26 protein-coding genes are annotated in these 19,542 nt (G+C 68.4%); all 26 read left to right on the top strand.

Annotated elements, in window-relative coordinates; translation table 11 throughout:
- On the top strand, positions 1-363 hold a 363-nt coding region (locus tag C229_RS0123700; protein WP_026314104.1), incomplete at its 5' end, for a DNA-directed RNA polymerase subunit beta.
- A gap of 20 nt (positions 364-383) precedes the next feature.
- On the top strand, positions 384-4,259 hold the full coding sequence (locus C229_RS0123695) for a DNA-directed RNA polymerase subunit beta' (protein WP_018657606.1): 3,876 nt from the start codon (positions 384-386) through the stop codon (positions 4,257-4,259).
- A 126-nt stretch (positions 4,260-4,385) separates the two neighbouring features.
- On the top strand, positions 4,386-4,643 hold the full coding sequence (locus C229_RS0123690; RefSeq protein ID WP_018657605.1) for a hypothetical protein: 258 nt from the start codon (positions 4,386-4,388) through the stop codon (positions 4,641-4,643).
- Between the two features lie 160 nt (positions 4,644-4,803).
- The gene (locus tag C229_RS35060) at positions 4,804-6,432 is read left to right on the top strand and encodes a hypothetical protein (RefSeq protein ID WP_018657604.1); all 1,629 of its coding nucleotides are present in this window, start codon (positions 4,804-4,806) and stop codon (positions 6,430-6,432) included.
- 464 nt (positions 6,433-6,896) lie between these two features.
- Positions 6,897-7,271 carry a 30S ribosomal protein S12 gene (gene rpsL / locus C229_RS0123680; protein WP_018657603.1) on the top strand — a complete coding sequence of 125 codons (375 nt, stop codon included), beginning with the start codon at positions 6,897-6,899 and terminating at the stop codon, positions 7,269-7,271.
- The gene (gene rpsG, locus C229_RS0123675) at positions 7,271-7,741 is read left to right on the top strand and encodes a 30S ribosomal protein S7 (protein ID WP_018657602.1); all 471 of its coding nucleotides are present in this window, start codon (positions 7,271-7,273) and stop codon (positions 7,739-7,741) included. The genes rpsL and rpsG overlap by 1 nt, the downstream gene beginning before the upstream one ends.
- Before the next feature lie 40 nt (positions 7,742-7,781).
- Positions 7,782-9,893 (top strand): elongation factor G, encoded by a 2,112-nt coding sequence (gene fusA / locus C229_RS0123670; RefSeq protein WP_026314103.1) that lies wholly within the window; start codon positions 7,782-7,784, stop codon positions 9,891-9,893.
- 78 nt (positions 9,894-9,971) lie between these two features.
- Positions 9,972-11,165, top strand: coding sequence for an elongation factor Tu (gene tuf, locus C229_RS0123665; protein ID WP_018657600.1), 1,194 nt, complete (start codon positions 9,972-9,974; stop codon positions 11,163-11,165).
- Positions 11,166-11,284: 119 nt separating this feature from the next.
- Entirely contained in the window at positions 11,285-11,593 is a 309-nt protein-coding gene (gene rpsJ, locus C229_RS0123660; RefSeq protein ID WP_018657599.1) for a 30S ribosomal protein S10, read from the top strand.
- Between the two features lie 12 nt (positions 11,594-11,605).
- Positions 11,606-12,256, top strand: a complete 651-nt coding sequence (rplC, locus tag C229_RS0123655; protein ID WP_018657598.1) for a 50S ribosomal protein L3 — start codon at positions 11,606-11,608, stop codon at positions 12,254-12,256.
- Positions 12,253-12,852, top strand: a complete 600-nt coding sequence (gene rplD / locus C229_RS0123650; protein WP_018657597.1) for a 50S ribosomal protein L4 — start codon at positions 12,253-12,255, stop codon at positions 12,850-12,852. The genes rplC and rplD overlap by 4 nt, the downstream gene beginning before the upstream one ends.
- 11 nt (positions 12,853-12,863) lie before the next feature.
- Positions 12,864-13,163, top strand: coding sequence for a 50S ribosomal protein L23 (gene rplW / locus C229_RS0123645; protein WP_018657596.1), 300 nt, complete (start codon positions 12,864-12,866; stop codon positions 13,161-13,163).
- Positions 13,164-13,205: 42 nt separating this feature from the next.
- Positions 13,206-14,039, top strand: coding sequence for a 50S ribosomal protein L2 (gene rplB / locus C229_RS0123640; RefSeq protein ID WP_026314102.1), 834 nt, complete (start codon positions 13,206-13,208; stop codon positions 14,037-14,039).
- Positions 14,040-14,048: 9 nt separating this feature from the next.
- Positions 14,049-14,330, top strand: coding sequence for a 30S ribosomal protein S19 (rpsS, locus tag C229_RS0123635; RefSeq protein WP_018657594.1), 282 nt, complete (start codon positions 14,049-14,051; stop codon positions 14,328-14,330).
- Positions 14,331-14,361: 31 nt separating this feature from the next.
- A complete protein-coding gene (gene rplV / locus C229_RS0123630) occupies positions 14,362-14,739 on the top strand; it encodes a 50S ribosomal protein L22 (RefSeq protein WP_018657593.1) in 378 nt (125 codons plus the stop codon).
- A complete protein-coding gene (rpsC, locus tag C229_RS0123625) occupies positions 14,739-15,608 on the top strand; it encodes a 30S ribosomal protein S3 (RefSeq protein ID WP_018657592.1) in 870 nt (289 codons plus the stop codon). Before rplV ends, rpsC begins: the two co-directional genes overlap by 1 nt.
- Before the next feature lie 8 nt (positions 15,609-15,616).
- Positions 15,617-16,036 carry a 50S ribosomal protein L16 gene (gene rplP / locus C229_RS0123620; protein ID WP_018657591.1) on the top strand — a complete coding sequence of 140 codons (420 nt, stop codon included), beginning with the start codon at positions 15,617-15,619 and terminating at the stop codon, positions 16,034-16,036.
- Positions 16,036-16,281 (top strand): 50S ribosomal protein L29, encoded by a 246-nt coding sequence (gene rpmC / locus C229_RS0123615; RefSeq protein WP_018657590.1) that lies wholly within the window; start codon positions 16,036-16,038, stop codon positions 16,279-16,281. Before rplP ends, rpmC begins: the two co-directional genes overlap by 1 nt.
- Complete coding sequence (rpsQ, locus tag C229_RS0123610) at positions 16,274-16,543, top strand: 30S ribosomal protein S17 (RefSeq protein ID WP_026314101.1); 270 nt, start codon at positions 16,274-16,276, stop codon at positions 16,541-16,543. The genes rpmC and rpsQ overlap by 8 nt, the downstream gene beginning before the upstream one ends.
- Before the next feature lie 61 nt (positions 16,544-16,604).
- Positions 16,605-16,973: a 50S ribosomal protein L14 gene (gene rplN, locus C229_RS0123605; RefSeq protein ID WP_018657588.1), complete on the top strand. Its 369-nt coding sequence runs from the start codon at positions 16,605-16,607 to the stop codon at positions 16,971-16,973.
- A complete protein-coding gene (rplX, locus tag C229_RS0123600) occupies positions 16,973-17,281 on the top strand; it encodes a 50S ribosomal protein L24 (protein WP_018657587.1) in 309 nt (102 codons plus the stop codon). Before rplN ends, rplX begins: the two co-directional genes overlap by 1 nt.
- 1 nt (position 17,282) lies before the next feature.
- Positions 17,283-17,858: a 50S ribosomal protein L5 gene (rplE, locus tag C229_RS0123595; protein ID WP_018657586.1), complete on the top strand. Its 576-nt coding sequence runs from the start codon at positions 17,283-17,285 to the stop codon at positions 17,856-17,858.
- A gap of 3 nt (positions 17,859-17,861) precedes the next feature.
- Positions 17,862-18,047, top strand: a complete 186-nt coding sequence (locus C229_RS0123590; RefSeq protein WP_018657585.1) for a type Z 30S ribosomal protein S14 — start codon at positions 17,862-17,864, stop codon at positions 18,045-18,047.
- A 128-nt stretch (positions 18,048-18,175) separates the two neighbouring features.
- Entirely contained in the window at positions 18,176-18,574 is a 399-nt protein-coding gene (gene rpsH / locus C229_RS0123585) for a 30S ribosomal protein S8 (protein WP_018657584.1), read from the top strand.
- Between the two features lie 16 nt (positions 18,575-18,590).
- The gene (gene rplF / locus C229_RS0123580; RefSeq protein WP_026314100.1) at positions 18,591-19,127 is read left to right on the top strand and encodes a 50S ribosomal protein L6; all 537 of its coding nucleotides are present in this window, start codon (positions 18,591-18,593) and stop codon (positions 19,125-19,127) included.
- Between the two features lie 2 nt (positions 19,128-19,129).
- Positions 19,130-19,516: a 50S ribosomal protein L18 gene (gene rplR, locus C229_RS0123575; protein ID WP_018657582.1), complete on the top strand. Its 387-nt coding sequence runs from the start codon at positions 19,130-19,132 to the stop codon at positions 19,514-19,516.
- The last annotated feature ends 26 nt before the right edge of the window (positions 19,517-19,542 follow it).

The following is a 19,542-nucleotide window of genomic DNA, read 5'->3' as shown; positions in this document are numbered from 1 at the left end:
AAGGCCCAGTTCGGCGGCCAGCGGTTCGGCGAGATGGAGGTGTGGGCGCTGGAGGCATATGGCGCCGCCTACGCCCTCCAGGAGCTGCTCACCATCAAGTCCGACGACGTCCTGGGCCGCGTGAAGGTGTACGAGGCCATCGTCAAGGGCGAGAACATCCCCGAGCCCGGCATTCCCGAGTCCTTCAAGGTGCTCATCAAGGAGATGCAGTCGCTGTGCCTCAACGTCGAGGTGCTCTCCAGCGACGGCATGTCCATCGAGATGCGCGACACCGACGAGGACGTCTTCCGCGCCGCGGAGGAGCTCGGCATCGACCTGTCTCGGCGCCCCAATGAGGGTGCGATGAGCGTTGACGAGGTCTGACCAAATCAAGGGGAACAAAGTTGCTTGACGTCAACTTCTTCGACGAGCTTCGCATCGGTCTGGCGACCGCCGACGACATCCGCCAGTGGTCGCACGGAGAGGTGAAGAAGCCGGAGACGATCAACTACCGGACCCTCAAGCCGGAGAAGGACGGGCTCTTCTGCGAGAAGATCTTCGGCCCCACCCGGGACTGGGAGTGCTACTGCGGTAAGTACAAGCGCGTCCGGTTCAAGGGCATCATCTGTGAGCGCTGCGGCGTCGAGGTGACCCGTGCCAAGGTGCGCCGTGAGCGGATGGGCCACATCGAGCTGGCCGCTCCGGTCACGCACATCTGGTACTTCAAGGGCGTCCCCTCGCGTCTGGGCTACCTGCTGGACCTGGCCCCGAAGGATCTCGAAAAGATCATCTACTTCGCGGCCTACATGATCACCAGCGTGGACGCGGAGCGGCGTGACCGCGACCTGCCCACGCTGGAGGCGCACATCTCGGTCGAGCGTCAGCAGATCGAGCAGGCTCGCGACGCCCAGATCGAGGGTCGCCAGCAGAAGCTCGAAGGCGACCTGGCCGAGCTTGAGGAGGCCGGCGCCAAGGCGGACCAGAAGCGCAAGGTCCGCGACGGCGCCGAGCGCGAGATGAAGCAGCTCCGCGACCGCGCCCAGCGTGAGCTGGACCGGCTCGACGAGGTGTGGAGCCGCTTCAAGGGCCTCAAGGTGCAGGACCTTGAGGGCGACGAGCTGCTCTACCGCGAGATGCGCGACCGCTTCGGCAAGTACTTCGAGGGCGGCATGGGCGCCGCGGCCATCCAGGCCCGGCTCCAGAACTTCGACCTCGACGCCGAGGCCGAGAAGCTCCGCGAGATCATCCGCACCGGCAAGGGCCAGAAGAAGGCCCGCGCCCTCAAGCGGCTCAAGGTCGTCTCGGCGTTCCTCAACACCCGCAACAGCCCGCTCGGCATGGTGCTGGACTGCATCCCGGTCATCCCGCCGGACCTGCGTCCGATGGTGCAGCTCGACGGCGGCCGTTTCGCGACGTCCGACCTGAACGACCTGTACCGCCGCGTCATCAACCGGAACAACCGGCTGAAGCGTCTGCTCGACCTCGGCGCGCCCGAGATCATCGTGAACAACGAGAAGCGGATGCTCCAGGAGGCCGTCGACGCGCTGTTCGACAACGGCCGCCGCGGCCGTCCGGTCACCGGGCCGGGCAACCGCCCGCTCAAGTCGCTGTCGGACATGCTCAAGGGCAAGCAGGGCCGGTTCCGCCAGAACCTGCTCGGCAAGCGCGTCGACTACTCCGGCCGTTCGGTCATCGTCGTCGGCCCGCAGCTCAAGCTGCACCAGTGCGGTCTGCCCAAGCAGATGGCGCTGGAGCTGTTCAAGCCGTTCGTGATGAAGCGCCTGGTCGACCTGAACCACGCGCAGAACATCAAGAGCGCCAAGCGGATGGTCGAGCGGGCCCGTCCGGTCGTGTGGGACGTGCTGGAAGAGGTCATCACCGAGCACCCGGTGCTGCTCAACCGCGCCCCCACGCTGCACCGTCTGGGCATCCAGGCGTTCGAGCCGCAGCTCGTCGAGGGCAAGGCGATCCAGATCCACCCGCTCGTCTGCACCGCGTTCAACGCGGACTTCGACGGCGACCAGATGGCGGTGCACCTGCCGCTGTCGGCCGAGGCCCAGGCCGAGGCGCGGATTCTGATGCTGTCGACGAACAACATCCTGAAGCCGTCGGACGGCAAGCCCGTCACCATGCCCACCCAGGACATGGTCATCGGCCTGTACTGGCTGACGACGCAGCAGGACGGCGCCGCGGGCGAGGGCCGCTCGTTCGGGTCGATCGCCGAGGCGATCATGGCCTACGACCGCGAGGAGCTGACGCTCCAGTCGACGATCCAGATCCGGCTCAAGGACGTCCCGCCGCCGCGTGGCTGGCAGGCGCCCGAGGGCTACGAGCCCGGCGCGGCCTACCGGCTGGAGACCACGCTCGGCCGTGCGCTGTTCAACGAGACGCTGCCCGCCGACTTCCCGTTCGTGAACGCGGAGATCGGTAAGAAGCAGCTCTCGGCGATCGTCAACGAGCTGGCCGAGACCTACCCCAAGGTCGAGGTCGCGGGCGCGCTGGACGCCCTCAAGAGCGCCGGGTTCCACTGGGCGACGCGGTCCGGTGTCACGATCTCCATCGAGGACGTCGTGACCCCGCCGCGCAAGCAGGAGATCCTGAGCGCCTACGAGGCCCGCGCGGACAAGGTGCAGCGCGAGTTCAACCGCGGTCTGATCACCGACGACGAGCGCAAGCAGGAGCTCATCGAGATCTGGAACAACGCGACGCGCGACGTCGCCGAGGACATGGAGACGGCGTTCCCGAAGGCCAACCCGATCTGGATGATGATCCAGTCGGGCGCCCGCGGCAACCCGCTCCAGCTCCGCCAGATCGCCGGTATGCGCGGCCTGGTCTCCAACCCCAAGGGCGAGACCATCCCGCGGCCGATCAAGTCCTCCTTCCGCGAGGGCCTGTCGGTGGTCGAGTACTTCATCTCGACCCACGGCGCCCGCAAGGGCCTGGCCGACACCGCGCTGCGCACCGCCGACTCGGGTTACCTGACCCGTCGTCTGGTGGACGTCGCGCAGGACGTCATCGTCCGCGAGGAGGACTGCGGCACCGACCGCACGATCCCGTTCGAGGTCGCCGACAAGCTGGCCGACGGCACGCTCGTCAAGCCGGCCACGACCGAGACGAGCCTGGTGGGCCGGACGATCGCGGAGGACGTCGTCGTCGACGGCACCGTGGTCTTCCCGGCCGACACCGACCTGTCCGACGCCGTGGTGTCGCGCCTGGTCGAGGTCGGCGTGGAGCGGGTCCGCACCCGCAGCGCGCTGGTCTGCGAGGCGAAGATCGGTGTCTGCGCGGCGTGCTACGGCCGCTCGCTGGCCACGGGCAAGCGGGTGGACGTCGGCGAGGCCGTCGGCATCATCGCGGCGCAGTCCATCGGTGAGCCCGGCACGCAGCTCACGATGCGCACCTTCCACACCGGCGGTGTGGCGGGCGGCGACATCACGCACGGTCTGCCGCGTGTCCAGGAGCTGTTCGAGGCGCGCATCCCCAAGGGTGTCGCCCCGATCTCCGAGGTCGCCGGCCGGGTCAAGATCGACGAGACGGAGAAGACCCGCAAGGTCGTCATCGTCCCGGACGACGGCTCGGAGGAGATCGCCTACCAGGTCCCGATGCGGTCCCGGCTCGAAGAGGGTGTTCGCGAGGGCGCCCACGTCGACGTCGGCCAGCAGCTCATCCGCGGTGCGCAGAACCCGCACGAGGTGCTGCGCATCCTCGGCCCGCGCGCGGTGCAGCTCCACCTCGTCCACGAGGTGCAGGAGGTCTACCGCTCGCAGGGTGTGTCGATCCACGACAAGCACATCGAGATCATCGTGCGGCAGATGCTCAAGCGGGTGAACATCCTGGAGGCGGGCGACACCGACCTGCTCCCGGGCGACCTGGTCGAGCGTCCGATGTTCGAGGAGCGCAACCGCTCGGTGGTGGCCGAGGGCGGCGCGCCCGCCGCCGGCCGCCCGGTCCTGATGGGCATCACCAAGGCGTCCCTGGCGACGGAGTCGTGGCTGTCGGCCGCGTCCTTCCAGGAGACGACCCGGGTGCTCACCGAGGCCGCGATGCACGCCAAGAGCGACCCGCTGCTGGGCCTCAAGGAGAACGTCATCATCGGCAAGCTCATCCCGGCCGGTACGGGCATGCCCCAGTACCGCAACGTCCGGGTCGAGCCCACGCAGGAGGCCAAGGAGGCGGTGTACTCCGTCGGCTACGACGACGGCGCCGAGTACGCCTTCGGCCAGGGCTCCGGCGAGGCCGTCCCGCTGGAGGAGTACGACTTCGGTCAGTACAACCGCTGATCCGGTCGTTCGAGAGGCCCCTTCCCGCTCCGGCGGGAGGGGGCCTTTCCCCTTTCTTGGCCCGGCGCGGGCCGACGCGCGGGTTTTTCGGGGTACGGCAGGAGGGCGACCGTACGAGGAGGTGGCATGGAGAAGGGGACGCGGAGTGCCGTGCGGGTGCTGCTGGTCGCCGTGACGCTGGGCGCGCTCGCGGCGAGCGGATCGTCGGCGGTGGCGCAGCCGGCGCGGACTCAGGTGGGCGGGCAGAACTGCCGGACGTACGCGGGGGAGACCGTCTGCGGGACGCTCCGGTTGAGTCCGGCCGAGCGGGCGTGCGTCCGGGACGCGGTGAGCGCGGGGATGACACAGCGCCGGGCCGAGGTGGAGTGCCACCTGGACGGCTGAGCGTGTCGATGACCCGGGAAAAAGGGGTAAAGGGGGTCAGGGGCGAACTCGGGGGAGGTTTTCCGCGTCGTACCTGGGTGGTGATTTGCGCTTTTGCGAGCGGCAGAGGCAGGCTTGGGGCGGGAACGACCCCGGGAACGGCAGTTGAAGGAGCCCGACGATGACCGAGCAGGACGGTACGCAGGGACCGCGGCGGCCGTTGTCCGATGACCAGGAACCGGCTCCGGCCGGGAACGCCGAGGAGCAGGCGCCCGCGGCGCCGCCCCGTCCCGTGGGCGACCGGACGGTCGTGTTCGGCGCGCCGCAGCTTGGCGGGTCCGGGCAGCCTCCGCCGCCGCCCGCCCCCCAGCAGCCGCAGCAGCAGGACGAGCCGTCCCGGCCGTCCGACGAGCGGCCCGCGGCGCCGCCCGCGCCCCCCACGATGATCGAGGGCATGGGCACCGTCGGCGGGCACGAGCAGCCCGCGCCGCCGTACGGGCAGGCGCCGCAGAACCCCTACGGGCGTCCTCCGGGCGACGAGCCCACGCAGGAGCACGCGTACGGGCAGCAGCAGCCGTACGGACAGCCGCAGGGCCAGCCGCAGCAGGGCTACGGTCAGGCCCCGCCGCCCTTCGGGCAGCAGCCCGGCCAGCAGCAGCCGTACGGTCAGCCGCCCCACGGGCAGCCGTACGGGCAGCCCGGCCAGGCGCCGTACGGTCAGCAGCCCGAGCAGCAGTCGTACGGTCAGCAGCCGGAACAGCCTCAGTTCGGCCAGCAGCCCGAGCAGCCCCAGTTCGGGCAGCAGCCGGAGCAGCCGCCGTACGGGCGGCAGCCGGAGTTCGGGCAGGCCGAACAGCCGCAGTTCGGGCAGCGGCAGGACGTTCCGCCGACCGAGCCCGACGCCGGGGGAGACCGGACGCTGATCGTGCCCGGCCCCGGGGACGACGCCGACCGCGGCCGGCCGCAGATCGACGACCAGGCGACGCTGCACTGGTCGCCCGGCCCCGACGTGCCCGTCGCGCAGGGCGAGCGCCGCGCCGCCGAGCCGCCGCGCGCGGAACGCGCCGAGCAGCCGGAGCAGGGCGCCGACCACGAGCGCACGATGATGGTCCCGCCGCCCGACTCGGGGTTCGGCGCGCCCGCGCCCGCCGCCGTCGAGGAGGCGCCCTACGGCGAGCAGCGCCGGGCCGCCCAGGGCGACGACGAGCAGGCCACCCAGGCGTTCGACCCGTCCGCGCAGCAGCAGTCCCCGGCGGGCGACCAGCCCTACGGCGACGCGACCCGCCTCGACGTGGGCCAGCAGCAGTGGGGCGCGCCCGGCCAGGAACAGCCGCAGAGCCCTTACGGCCAGCAGCAGTCCCCGCAGAGCCCCTACGGCCAGCAGAGCCCGTACGGGCAGCAGCAGGGCCAGCAGTACGGCCAGCAGCAGCAGTACGGACAGCAGTACGGGCAGCAGGGCTACGGCCAGCAGGGCCAGTACGGCGGTCAGCAGGGTGACGCTCAGCAGTACGGCCAGCAGCAGGGCCAGTACGGCGGCGGTCAGCAGGGCGAGCACCAGCAGCAGTACGGCCAGCAGGGCGAAGCCCAGTACGGCCAGCAGCAGTACGGCCAGCAAGGGCAGCAGGGCCAGCAGCAATACGGCCAGCAGCAGTACGGGCAGCAGGGTCAGCAGCAGTACGGGCAGCCGCAGCAGTACGGCGGCGGCTCGGAGGCGGCCCCCAAGGACGGCAAGAAGCTCTACCTGATCGTCGGCGGCGTCGCGGCGCTCGTCGTGCTGGCGATCATCGCGTTCGTCATCTTCGTCCTGTGACCGTCCGGGCCGGCGGAGTTCCCCCGGGAACATCCGTCGGCCCGGCGCGGTTGACGTCAGGTGGGGAAGTGGGCGTTTCGGACACCTCCGGGCTTGCGCCGGACCACCTGATCACGGTAGTGCGGCCTTCGCTTTGACCTTTGCGGCGGGGCTCGGTAATCTCTCTCTTCGTGCCCGCATCTGCGGGCCGCTCTGCGTGCGTTTAGGCCGGGCCCCTCTTCGGGCCGGGCGCAGCGCCGCGGCACACTCCCCGGCTTGATTCGGCCCGATTTGGGGCCGGGCGGTCCGTGTCGGTTCCGTATGCCTGTTGGCAGAGGGAATGACGACACGCCCGACCGCGTGGGTCGGAGAGGTCGGGAAACCGGCAGGTCACAGCCTCACATGGGGTGGTGATGACGGGTCTCACGTGAGTGCGATCCAGCAAACAGGACTTACCGGCTCGGTACGAGGAAGACGGAGACGCGGTGCCCACGATCCAGCAGCTGGTCCGAAAGGGCCGCCAGGACAAGGTGACCAAGAACAAGACGCCTGCGCTGAAGGGCAGCCCCCAGCGCCGGGGTGTCTGCACGCGCGTCTACACGACGACGCCCAAGAAGCCGAACTCCGCGCTTCGCAAGGTCGCCCGTGTTCGGCTCACCAGCGGGATTGAGGTCACGGCCTACATCCCCGGTGAGGGACACAACCTTCAGGAGCACTCGATCGTGCTCGTGCGCGGTGGCCGAGTGAAGGACCTCCCCGGCGTTCGGTACAAGATCATTCGCGGTTCGCTGGACACCCAGGGAGTCCGCAACCGCAAGCAGGCGCGCAGCCGCTACGGCGCCAAGAAGGAGAAGAGCTAATGCCGCGCAAGGGATCACCTGGCAAGCGCCCGCTGATCGCCGACCCGGTGTACAACTCGCCGCTGGTCACCGCCCTGATCAACAAGGTGCTGCTGGACGGCAAGCGGTCCATCGCCCAGGGCATCGTCTACGACGCCCTGGAGGGCGCTCGCGAGAAGACCGGCAACGACCCGGTCGTCACGCTGAAGCGCGCGCTGGACAACGTGAAGCCGACCCTGGAGGTCAAGAGCCGCCGCGTCGGTGGCGCGACCTACCAGGTCCCGGTGGAGGTGCGGCCCGCGCGCAGCACCACCCTGGCCCTGCGCTGGCTGGTGCAGTACTCCCGCGCCCGCCGCGAGAAGACCATGACCGAGCGGCTCATGAACGAGCTGCTCGACGCGAGCAACGGCCTCGGCGCTTCCGTCAAGAAGCGCGAGGACACGCACAAGATGGCGGAGTCCAACAAGGCCTTCGCTCACTACCGCTGGTAATCCCGGCGAACGACGAACGACGACGAGACGCGAGGGCACAGTGGCTACCAAAACCGGTGTAGACCTGGCCAAGGTCCGCAACATCGGGATCATGGCCCATATCGACGCGGGCAAGACCACGACGACCGAGCGCATCCTCTACTACACGGGGATGAGCTACAAGATCGGCGAGGTCCACGACGGCGCCGCCACGATGGACTGGATGGAGCAGGAGCAGGAGCGGGGCATCACCATCACCTCCGCGGCCACCACCTGCGAATGGTCCGTCGAGGACGTCAAGCACACGATCAACATCATCGACACCCCGGGCCACGTCGACTTCACCGTCGAGGTGGAGCGCAACCTGCGGGTGCTCGACGGTGCGGTCGCGGTGTTCGACGGTGTCGCCGGCGTCGAGCCGCAGTCGGAGACCGTCTGGCGTCAGGCCGACCGCTACAGCGTGCCCCGCATGTGCTTCGTCAACAAGCTGGACCGCGTCGGCGCGGAGTTCCACCGCTGCGTCGACATGATCGAGAACCGTCTCAACGCGATCCCGCTGGTGCTCCAGCTCCCGATCGGCGCCGAGTCGGACTTCAAGGGCGTCGTCGACCTCGTGGCGATGAAGGCCCTCGTCTGGAACGAGGAGGCCAAGCTCGGCGAGATGTACGACACGGTCGACATCCCCGAGTCGCACGCCGACGTGGCCCGTGAGTGGCACGACAAGCTGGTCGAGACGCTCGCCGAGAACGACGACGAGCTGATGGAACTGTTCCTGGAGGGCACCGAGCCCACCGTCGAGCAGCTCCACGCCGGCATCCGCCGCGCGACGATCGCCGCCAAGCTCACTCCGGTCACGTGCGGCACCGCGTTCAAGAACAAGGGCGTGCAGCCCCTGCTCGACGCGATCGTCCGGTACCTGCCCTCCCCGCTGGACGTCGAGGCCATCGAGGGCCACGCCGTCCGCGACGAGGACAAGGCGCTGCTGCGCAAGCCGAGCGAGGAGGAGCCCTTCTCCGCGCTGGCGTTCAAGATCGCGAGCGACCCGCACCTCGGCAAGCTCACGTTCATCCGGGTCTACTCCGGCGTCCTTGAGTCCGGCACCTCGGTGCTGAACTCCGTCAAGGAGCGCAAGGAGCGGATCGGCAAGATCTACCGGATGCACGCGAACAAGCGCACCGAGATCGAGCGCGTGGGCGCGGGCGACATCGTCGCGGTCATGGGCCTCAAGCAGACCACCACCGGTGAGACGCTGAGCGACGAGAAGAACCCGATCGTGCTGGAGTCGATGAACTTCCCGGCGCCGGTCATCCACGTCGCGATCGAGCCCAAGACCAAGGCCGACCAGCAGAAGCTGGGCACCGCGATCCAGCGGCTGGCCGAGGAGGACCCGTCCTTCCAGGTCCGCAGCGACGAGGAGACCGGCCAGACGGTCATCTCCGGCATGGGCGAACTCCACCTGGAGATCCTCGTCGACCGGATGAAGCGCGAGTTCAAGGTGGACGCCAACGTGGGCCGCCCGCAGGTGGCCTACCGCGAGACGATCACCAAGGCCGTGCAGAAGGTCGAGTACACCCACAAGAAGCAGACGGGTGGCTCGGGCCAGTTCGGTCGCGTCATCATCGACCTGGCGCCGCTCGGCGGCGGGTCGGACGGTTACGAGTTCGAGAACAAGGTGACCGGCGGCCGCATCCCCCGGGAGTACATCCCGTCGGTGGACGCGGGCTGCCAGGAGGCCGCCGAGTTCGGCGTCCTCGCCGGCTACCCGATGGTCGGTGTGAAGGTCACCCTGCAGGACGGCGCCTACCACGAGGTCGACTCGTCGGAAATGGCGTTCAAGGTCGCCGGTTCCATGGCGTTCAAGGAGGCGGCCCGCAAGGCGTCTCCGGCGCTGCTGGAGCCGATGATGGCCGTCGAGGTCACCACGCCCGAGGCGAACATGGGCGACGTGATCGGCGACCTCAACAGCCGGCGCGGTCAGGTCCAGTCCATGGACGAGCGGCACGGAATGCGCATCGTCAAGGCACTGGTGCCGCTGTCCGAGATGTTCGGTTACGTGGGTGATCTGCGCAGCAAGACCCAGGGCCGGGCTGTGTTCACCATGCAGTTCGACTCCTACGCCGAAGTTCCCGGGAACGTCGCGCAGGAGATCATCGCGAAGGCGCGGGGCGAGTAGCACCCGGCCTGCCTAGATCACCAGACATACATCGAAGCGGTCGGTACGCCCGGCCGAGGATCGCAACAAGGAGCAACAGTGGCGAAGGCCAAGTTCGAGCGGACCAAGCCGCACGTGAACATCGGCACCATCGGTCACATCGACCACGGTAAGACCACCCTTACCGCGGCGATCACCAAGGTGCTGCACGACGCGCACCCGGACATCAACCCCTTCACGCCGTTCGAGGACATCGACAAGGCGCCGGAGGAGCGCGAGCGCGGTATCACCATCTCCATCGCGCACGTCGAGTACCAGACCGAGTCGCGTCACTACGCCCACGTCGACTGCCCCGGGCACGCCGACTACATCAAGAACATGATCACCGGTGCTGCGCAGATGGACGGCGCCATCCTGGTGGTCGCCGCCACCGACGGCCCGATGCCGCAGACCAAGGAGCACGTGCTCCTGGCCCGCCAGGTCGGCGTCCCCTACATCGTCGTCGCGCTGAACAAGTGCGACATGGTGGACGACGAGGAGATCCTGGAGCTCGTCGAGCTCGAGGTCCGCGAGCTGCTCTCCGAGTACGAGTTCCCGGGCGACGACCTGCCCGTCGTCCGCGTCTCGGCCTTCCAGGCGCTCCAGGGCGACGAGAAGTGGGGCCAGTCCATCCTCGAGCTGATGGCCGCCGTGGACGAGAACGTCCCCGAGCCGGTCCGCGAGACGGACAAGCCGTTCCTCATGCCCATCGAGGACGTCTTCTCGATCACCGGCCGCGGCACCGTCGTGACCGGCCGCATCGAGCGCGGTGTCGTGAACGTCAACGAGACCGTCGACATCATCGGCATCAAGGAGACCTCGACCTCCACCACGGTGACGGGCGTCGAGATGTTCCGCAAGCTGCTCGACCAGGGCCAGGCCGGTGACAACGTCGGCCTGCTGCTGCGCGGCATCAAGCGCGAGGACGTCGAGCGCGGCCAGTGTGTCATCAAGCCGGGCACCAACACCCCGCACACCTCGTTCGAGGCGCAGGTCTACATCCTGTCCAAGGACGAGGGCGGCCGCCACACGCCGTTCTTCAACAACTACCGTCCGCAGTTCTACTTCCGCACCACGGACGTGACCGGTGTGGTGAACCTCCCCGAGGGCACCGAGATGGTCATGCCGGGCGACAACACCGAGATGAGCGTCGAGCTCATCCAGCCGGTCGCCATGGAAGAGGGCCTGAAGTTCGCCATCCGCGAGGGTGGCCGGACGGTCGGCGCCGGTCGCGTCGTCAAGATCAACAAGTAACACCCTCGTAGGCGCGGCGGCCCGGCCGCGCCCCCGGCTCAGCCCGGGAAGCGGCCGGGCCGCCGCCCCACGACTCGCAAGCATCAGCGGCACTACCAGCAAAGGACACCGAGGCCACCATGGCGGGACAGAAGATCCGCATCCGGCTCAAGGCCTACGACCACGAGGTCATCGACACCTCCGCGAAGAAGATCGTTGAGACGGTGACGCGGACGGGCGCCAAGGTCGCGGGCCCGGTGCCGCTGCCGACCGAGAAGAACGTGTACTGCGTCATCCGCTCGCCGCACAAGTACAAGGACTCGCGCGAGCACTTCGAGATGCGCACGCACAAGCGGTTGATCGACATCATCGACCCGACGCCCAAGACGGTCGACTCGCTGATGCGTCTCGACCTTCCGGCCGGCGTTGACATCGAGATCAAGCTCTAAGGGACGCACCAGATGAGTACGCAGAGGAAGGGCGTCCTGGGCGAGAAGCTCGGCATGACCCAGGTCTTCGACGATGAGGGCCGGATCGTTCCGGTGACCGTCGTCCAGGCCGGGCCGTGTGTCGTCACCCAGCTCCGCAGCCAGGAGACCGACGGCTACACCGCCGTCCAGATCGGCTACGGGCAGATCGACCCGCGCAAGGTGAACAAGCCGCGCACGGGTCACTTCGAGAAGGCCGGCGTCACGCCGCGCCGCTACCTCGTCGAACTGCGGGCTGACGACACCACCGAGTACGAGCTCGGCCAGGAGATCACCGCCGGCGTCTTCGAGACCGGTCAGCGCATCGACGTGACCGGCACCAGCAAGGGCAAGGGCACCGCGGGTGTCATGAAGCGCCACGGCTTCAAGGGCCTCGGCGCGTCGCACGGCACCCAGCGCAAGCACCGTTCGCCGGGTTCCATCGGCGGCTGCGCGACCCCCGGTCGCGTCTTCAAGGGTCTGCGCATGGCCGGTCGGCTCGGCAACGCCCGCACCACGGTCCAGAACCTGACGATCCACGCCATCGACACCGAGAAGAACCTGCTGCTCATCAAGGGCGCGGTTCCCGGTCCCAACGGCGGCGTGGTCCTCGTCCGCGACGCAGTGAAGGGGACGGGCAAGTGAGCAAGCTCGACATCGACCTGCCCGCCGAGATCTTCGACGCGAAGACCAGCGTCCCGCTGATCCACCAGGTCGTGGTGGGCCAGCAGGCCGCCGCCCGGCAGGGCACGCACTCCACCAAGACGCGCGGCGAGGTCGCCGGCGGCGGCAAGAAGCCGTACCGCCAGAAGGGCACCGGCCGGGCCCGCCAGGGCTCGATCCGCGCGCCGCAGTTCGCCGGCGGCGGCATCGTGCACGGCCCCCAGCCGCGCGACTACACCCAGCGCACGCCCAAGAAGATGAAGGCCGCAGCGCTGCGCGGCGCCCTGTCGGACCGGGCCCGCCACGACCTCGTGTTCGTCGTGGACCACCTGGTCACCGGTGACGTCCCGAAGACCCGCGAGGCCGTCAAGGCGCTGCGCGAGATCACCGACGTGCGGCGCGTCCTGGTCGTGCTCGACCGCGAGGACGAGCTGACCTGGAAGAGCCTGCGCAACGAGCCTTCGGTGCACCTGCTGGTGTCCGACCAGCTCAACACCTACGACGTGATGGTGAACAACGCCGTCGTCTTCACGCAGAAGGCGTACGACGAGTTCATCGCGCGCGCGACGAAGAAGTAAGGAGGGTCGTCATGGCCAAGATCGCCGACCCCCGCGACATCATTCTCGCGCCGGTCGTCTCGGAGAAGAGCTACGGGCTGCTCGACGAGGGCAAGTACACCTTCCTCGTCCGCACCGACGCCAACAAGACGCAGATCAAGCAGGCCGTCGAGGCCGTGTTCGGCGTCAAGGTCGCCGGCGTCAACACGATCAACCGGCAGGGCAAGCGCAAGCGCACCCGCGCCGGTTACGGCAAGCGCAAGGACACCAAGCGCGCCATCGTGAGCCTGGCCGAGGGCGAGTCGATCGACATCTTCGGGGGCGGGGCCTGAGCCCCGGCGCCGTCCGAAGCGAATAAGGGATGAACGAATAAGATGGGCATCCGTAAGTACAAGCCGACGACCCCGGGTCGTCGCGGCTCGAGCGTGGCCGACTTCGTCGAGGTCACGCGCAGCGAGCCGGAGAAGTCGCTGCTGCGTCCTCTCCCCAAGAAGGGCGGCCGTAACAACCACGGCCGCATCACGACTCGCCACCAGGGCGGCGGGCACAAGCGCGCCTACCGCGTGATCGACTTCCGTCGCCACGACAAGGACGGCGTCCCGGCCAAGGTCGCGCACATCGAGTACGACCCGAACCGCACCGCCCGCATCGCGCTGCTGCACTACGCGGACGGCGAGAAGCGCTACATCCTCGCCCCGCACAACCTCAAGCAGGGCGACCGCGTCGAGAACGGCCCGGGCAGCGACATCAAGCCCGGCAACTGCCTCCCGCTGCGCAACATCCCGACCGGTACGGTCATCCACGCCATCGAGCTGAAGCCCGGTGGCGGCGCGAAGATCGCCCGCAGCGCCGGCGCCGGCGTCCAGCTCCTCGCCAAGGAGGGCAAGTACGCCACGCTGCGCATGCCCTCCGGCGAGATGCGCATGGTGGACGTCCGCTGCCGCGCCACGGTCGGCGAGGTCGGCAACGCCGAGCAGTCGAACATCAACTGGGGCAAGGCCGGCCGCATGCGCTGGAAGGGCAAGCGCCCGACCGTCCGCGGTGTCGCCATGAACCCGATCGACCACCCGCACGGCGGTGGCGAGGGCAAGACCTCCGGTGGTCGCCACCCGGTCAACCCCAAGGGCAAGAAGGAAGGCCGGACGCGCCAGGCGAACAAGTCCAGCGACCGGCTCATCGTCCGTCGGCGCAGCAAGAAGAAGCGGTAGGAGTCCGTCATGCCACGTAGCCTGAAGAAGGGCCCCTTCGTGGACGACCACCTTCAGAAGAAGGTCGACGTCCAGAACGAGAAGGGCACGAAGAACGTCATCAAGACGTGGTCGCGGCGCTCCATGATCGTGCCGGACATGATCGGTCACACGATCGCCGTGCACGACGGCCGCAAGCACGTGCCGGTGTTCATCACGGACGCCATGGTGGGTCACAAGCTCGGCGAGTTCGCGCCGACGCGCACCTTCCGCAGCCACGTCAAGGAAGACCGTCGCAGCCGTCGCGGCTGAGCGGGCAGTAGATCGTAGGAGAGAGGTAGCGATGGAAGCCAGGGCCCAGGCGCGGTTCATCCGCGTCACGCCCAGGAAGGCCCGCCGCGTGGTGGACCTCATCCGCGGCCTGCCCGCCGCGGAGGCTCAGGCGGTGCTGCGGTTCGCCCCCCAGGCTGCGAGTGAGCCGGTGGGCAAGGTGCTGGCGAGTGCCATCGCCAACGCCGAGCACAACTTCAAGCTCGACACCGGCACGCTCGTCGTGAGCCGTGCGTGGGTGGACGAGGGGCCGACGCTCAAGCGTTTCCGCCCCCGTGCCCAGGGCCGGGCTTACCGCATCAACAAGCGCACGAGCCACATCACGGTGGTTGTCGAGTCGCGGGAAGAGGCGGCGGCCGGCGGCGGCAAGAAGACGAGGAGGGCCCGGTAGTGGGTCAGAAGATCAACCCGCACGGGTTCCGGCTCGGCATCACCACGGACCACAAGTCCGTGTGGTTCGCCGAGAAGCTCTACAAGGACTACGTCAAGGAAGACGTCCAGATCCGGCGCATGCTCCAGAAGGGCATGGACCGGGCGGGCATCTCCAAGGTGGAGATCGAGCGCACCCGGGACCGTGTCGAGGTCAACATCCACACGGCGCGTCCGGGCATCGTCATCGGCCGCCGCGGTGCGGAGGCCGAGCGGCTGCGCGGCGACCTGGAGAAGCTCACCGGCAAGCAGGTGCGGCTGAACATCCTCGAGGTCAAGAACCCCGAGATCGACGCGCAGCTCGTCGCGCAGGGCGTGGCCGAGCAGCTCTCCAGCCGCGTCGCGTTCCGCCGTGCCATGCGCAAGGCGATCCAGTCCGCGATGAAGTCCGGCGCCAAGGGCATCAAGGTCCAGTGCGGCGGCCGTCTCGGCGGCGCCGAGATGTCGCGGTCGGAGTTCTACCGCGAGGGCCAGGTCCCGCTGCACACGCTGCGCGCCGACATCGACTACGGCTTCTACGAGGCCCGGACGACGTTCGGACGCATCGGCGTCAAGGTGTGGATCTACAAGGGCGAGGCCGCCCCGACCCGCGCCGAGCGCGAGGCCAAGGCCGCGCAGCAGCGCGCGTCCGGTGGCGGCGGCCGTGGCGACCGTGACCGGCGCGGCGGCGGCGGCGAGCGCCGTGGCGGCGGCGGTGCCGGTGGCAACCGCGGCGGCCGTGGCGGTCGCGGCGGCGAGCGCGGCGGCGCCCGTCAGCAGCAGAGTTCCGAGCAGCAGGCTCCCGCCTCGGCCGAGGCCGGCGCACCCGCTGCGAGCAGTGAGGGGAGCTGAAGTAGCCGATGCTGATCCCTCGTAAGGTCAAGCACCGCAAGCAGCACCACCCGAAGCGCCGGGGGATGGCCAAGGGCGGCACGAAGGTGACGTTCGGCGAGTACGGCATCCAGGCCGTCGAGCCGGCGTACGTCACCAACCGGCAGATCGAGGCCGCGCGTATCGCGATGACCCGCCACATCAAGCGTGGCGGCAAGGTCTGGATCAACATCTTCCCGGACCGCCCGCTGACCAAGAAGCCCGCCGAGACCCGCATGGGTTCCGGTAAGGGTTCGGTCGAGTGGTGGGTCGCGAACGTGAAGCCGGGCCGCGTGCTGTTCGAGATCTCCTACCCCAATGAGGAGATCGCCCGGGAGGCGCTCACCCGCGCCATCCACAAGCTGCCCATGAAGTGCAAGATTGTTAAGCGAGAGGTGGGTGAGTCCTGATGGCCAAGGGTCTTGCCGCCGACGAGCTGCGTACCGAGCCCGCGGACGTCCTGGTCACCAAGCTGAAGGAAGCCAAGGAGGAGCTGTTCAACCTCCGCTTCCAGGCCGCGACCGGCCAGCTGGAGAGCCACGGGCGGCTGCGCACCGTGAAGCGTGAGATCGCCCGCATCTACACCGTGATGCGCGAGCGCGAGCTCGGCATCGTCACGGTCGAGGACGCCGCGGAGGACGAGAAGAATGACTGAGCAGACCGAGCAGCGGCCCACCCGTAAGGTGCTGGAGGGTCTTGTGGTCTCCGACAAGATGGACAAGACCGTGGTCGTGTCCGTCGAGGACCGCATCACCCACCGCCGGTACCACAAGGTGATCCGTCGCACGACCAAGTACAAGGCGCACGACGAGGCCAACGAGTGTGGCGTCGGCGACCGCGTCCGTCTCATGGAGACCCGGCCCCTCTCGGCCAGCAAGCGCTGGCGCGTGGTCGAGATCCTCGAGAAGGCCAAGTAATCACTGGTTCCAGCAGGCTCTGCCGACAGGTGGAGAACCGCTGTGACGAACAGGAGTCAACGTGATCCAGCAGGAGTCGCGACTCAAGGTCGCCGACAACACGGGTGCGAAGGAGATCCTTTGCATCCGGGTTCTCGGCGGCTCGGGTCGGCGCTACGCGGGAGTCGGCGACGTCATCGTCGCGACGGTGAAGGATGCCCTTCCCGGCGCGGGTGTCAAGAAGGGTGACGTCGTCAAGGCGGTCGTCGTGCGCACCCGCAAGGAGCGCCGGCGTCCGGACGGCTCCTACATCCGTTTCGACGAGAACGCCGCCGTCCTGATCAAGGACGGCGGGGACCCCCGCGGCACCCGTATCTTCGGTCCGGTCGGCCGGGAACTGCGCGAGAAGAAGTTCATGCGCATCGTGTCGCTCGCGCCGGAGGTGCTGTGATGAAGATCCGCAAGGGCGACGAGGTCATCGTCATCGCCGGCAAGAACAAGGGCGCGACGGGCAAGGTCCTGCGCGTCGACCGCCGCGCCGAGCGCGTGGTCGTCGAGGGCGTCAACCTCATCACCAAGAACATCAAGGCCGACGCGCAGCGCGCCGGCAAGGAGAGCGGCCGGGTCACGGTCGAGGCACCGCTGCACGTCAGCAACGTGTCCCTGGTCGAGGACGGCAAGCCCGTCCGCACCGGGGTCCGCGTGAACGACGACGGCACGAAGGTCCGCATCTCGCGCCGCTCCGGCAAGGAGATCTGAGATGACCGAGACCGCCACCGAGCGTTCCGTGCCCCAGCCGCGGCTCAAGCTCCGCTACCGCGAGGAAATCGCGAAGGCGATGCAGGAGCAGTTCGGCTACGCCAACGTCATGCAGATCCCCGGACTGACCAAGATCGTGGTCAACATGGGGGTCGGCGACGCGGCCAAGGACGCCAAGCTGATCGAGGGTGCCGTCCGCGACCTGACCAACATCACGGGTCAGAAGCCGGCCGTCAACCGCGCCAAGAAGTCGATCGCCCAGTTCAAGCTGCGCGAGGGCATGCCGATCGGCGCCCACGTGACGCTGCGCGGCGACCGGATGTGGGAGTTCCTGGACCGTCTGCTGTCCACGGCGCTGCCGCGCATCCGTGACTTCCGTGGCCTGTCGCCCAAGCAGTTCGACGGCAACGGGAACTACACCTTCGGGCTGACCGAGCAGGTCATGTTCCACGAGGTGGACCCCGACAAGGTCGACCGGCAGCGCGGCATGGACATCACGATCGTCACGACCGCGACGAACAACGACGAGGGCCGGGCGCTCCTGAAGCTCCTCGGTTTCCCGTTCAAGGAGAACTGAGCGATGGCCAAGAAGTCGCTGATCGCCAAGGCGGCCCGCAAGCCGAAGTTCGGCGTGCGCGCGTACACTCGTTGTTCGCGCTGCGGGCGTCCCCGCTCCGTCTACCGGAAGTTCGGCCTGTGCCGTGTCTGCTTCCGCGAGATGGCGCACCGGGGCGAGCTGCCCGGCATCACCAAGTCGAGCTGGTAGGACACCGGCCCCCGCGCGACGGGGGCCGGTTCCCCCGGCCTGTAATAACCACCGGGCGCCTGACGAAGGCGCCCATGACCGCGCCAAAGGTCCGCATGGAAACCGTGGCGAGGGAGGGCCTGTAGGCCATGACGATGACCGACCCGATCGCAGACATGCTGACGCGTCTGCGCAACGCGAACTCGGCGTACCACGACACGGTCGCGATGCCCTACTCGAAGATCAAGGCGCACATCGCCGAGATCCTTCAGCAGGAGGGCTACATCACCGGCTGGAATGTGGAGGACGCCGAGGTCGGCAAGAAGCTCATCGTCGACCTGAAGTTCGGGCCGACGCGTGAGCGGTCGATCGCCGGGATCAAGCGCGTCTCCAAGCCCGGTCTCCGGGTGTACGCGAAGAAGGACAACCTGCCCAAGGTCCTCGGCGGACTGGGCGTCGCGATCATCTCGACGTCCTCCGGCCTGATGACGGACCGGCAGGCCGGCAAGCGCGGCGTGGGCGGCGAAGTCCTCGCCTACGTCTGGTAGAGGGGAGGGCACAGACATGTCTCGCATCGGACGACTCCCCGTGACCGTGCCCAATGGCGTCGAGATCAAGATCGACGGCCAGCTGGTCTCTGTCAAGGGGCCCAAGGGCACGCTGTCGCACACCGTCTCGGAGCCGATCTCGGTCGCTCTCGAGGACGGCCAGGTCAACGTCACCCGGCCCAACGACATCAACACGGTGCGCGCCCTGCACGGGCTGACCCGCTCGTTGATCAACAACATGGTCGTGGGCGTGACCGAGGGGTACAAGAAGACCCTGGTCATCCAGGGCGTCGGTTACCGCGTTGTGGCCAAGGGCAAGAACCTGGAGTTCTCGCTCGGCTACAGCCACTCGATCACGGTCGAGCCGCCGGAGGGCATCACCTTCACGGTGGAGAAGCCGACCCAGCTCACCGTCGAGGGCATCGACAAGCAGCTCGTCGGTGAGATCTCCGCTCGCATCCGCAAGCTCCGCAAGCCCGACCCGTACAAGGGCAAGGGTGTGCGGTACGAGGGCGAGCAGATCCGTCGCAAGGTCGGAAAGGCTGGTAAGTAGTCATGGCAGGCACCAAGACCCTGGCCGGAAAGGCCACGTCGGCGCGGGCCAAGTCCCGCAAGCGCCGGCACCTGCGGGTCCGGAAGAAGGTCGTCGGCAGCGCCGCGCGTCCTCGCCTGGTCGTGACCCGCTCCACCAAGCACGTGTTCGTCCAGGTCATCGACGACATCAAGGGCCACACGCTGGCCTACGCGTCGACGATGGAGGCGGACCTGCGCAACGACTCCGGCGACAAGACGGCCAAGTCGCGCAAGGTCGGCGAACTGGTCGCCGCCCGTGCCAAGGAGGCCGGTGTCTCCGCGGTCGTGTTCGACCGTGGCGGCAACAAGTACCACGGGCGCGTCGCCGCCGTCGCGGACGGTGCGCGCGAGGGGGGCCTGGAGCTGTGATGGCCGCCTTCCCGACCAACGAGAAG

The sequence above is a fragment of the Actinomadura flavalba DSM 45200 genome (assembly GCF_000374305.1).
Lineage (GTDB): Bacteria > Actinomycetota > Actinomycetes > Streptosporangiales > Streptosporangiaceae > Spirillospora > Spirillospora flavalba.
This window is presented reverse-complemented; position numbering and strand designations above follow the sequence as displayed.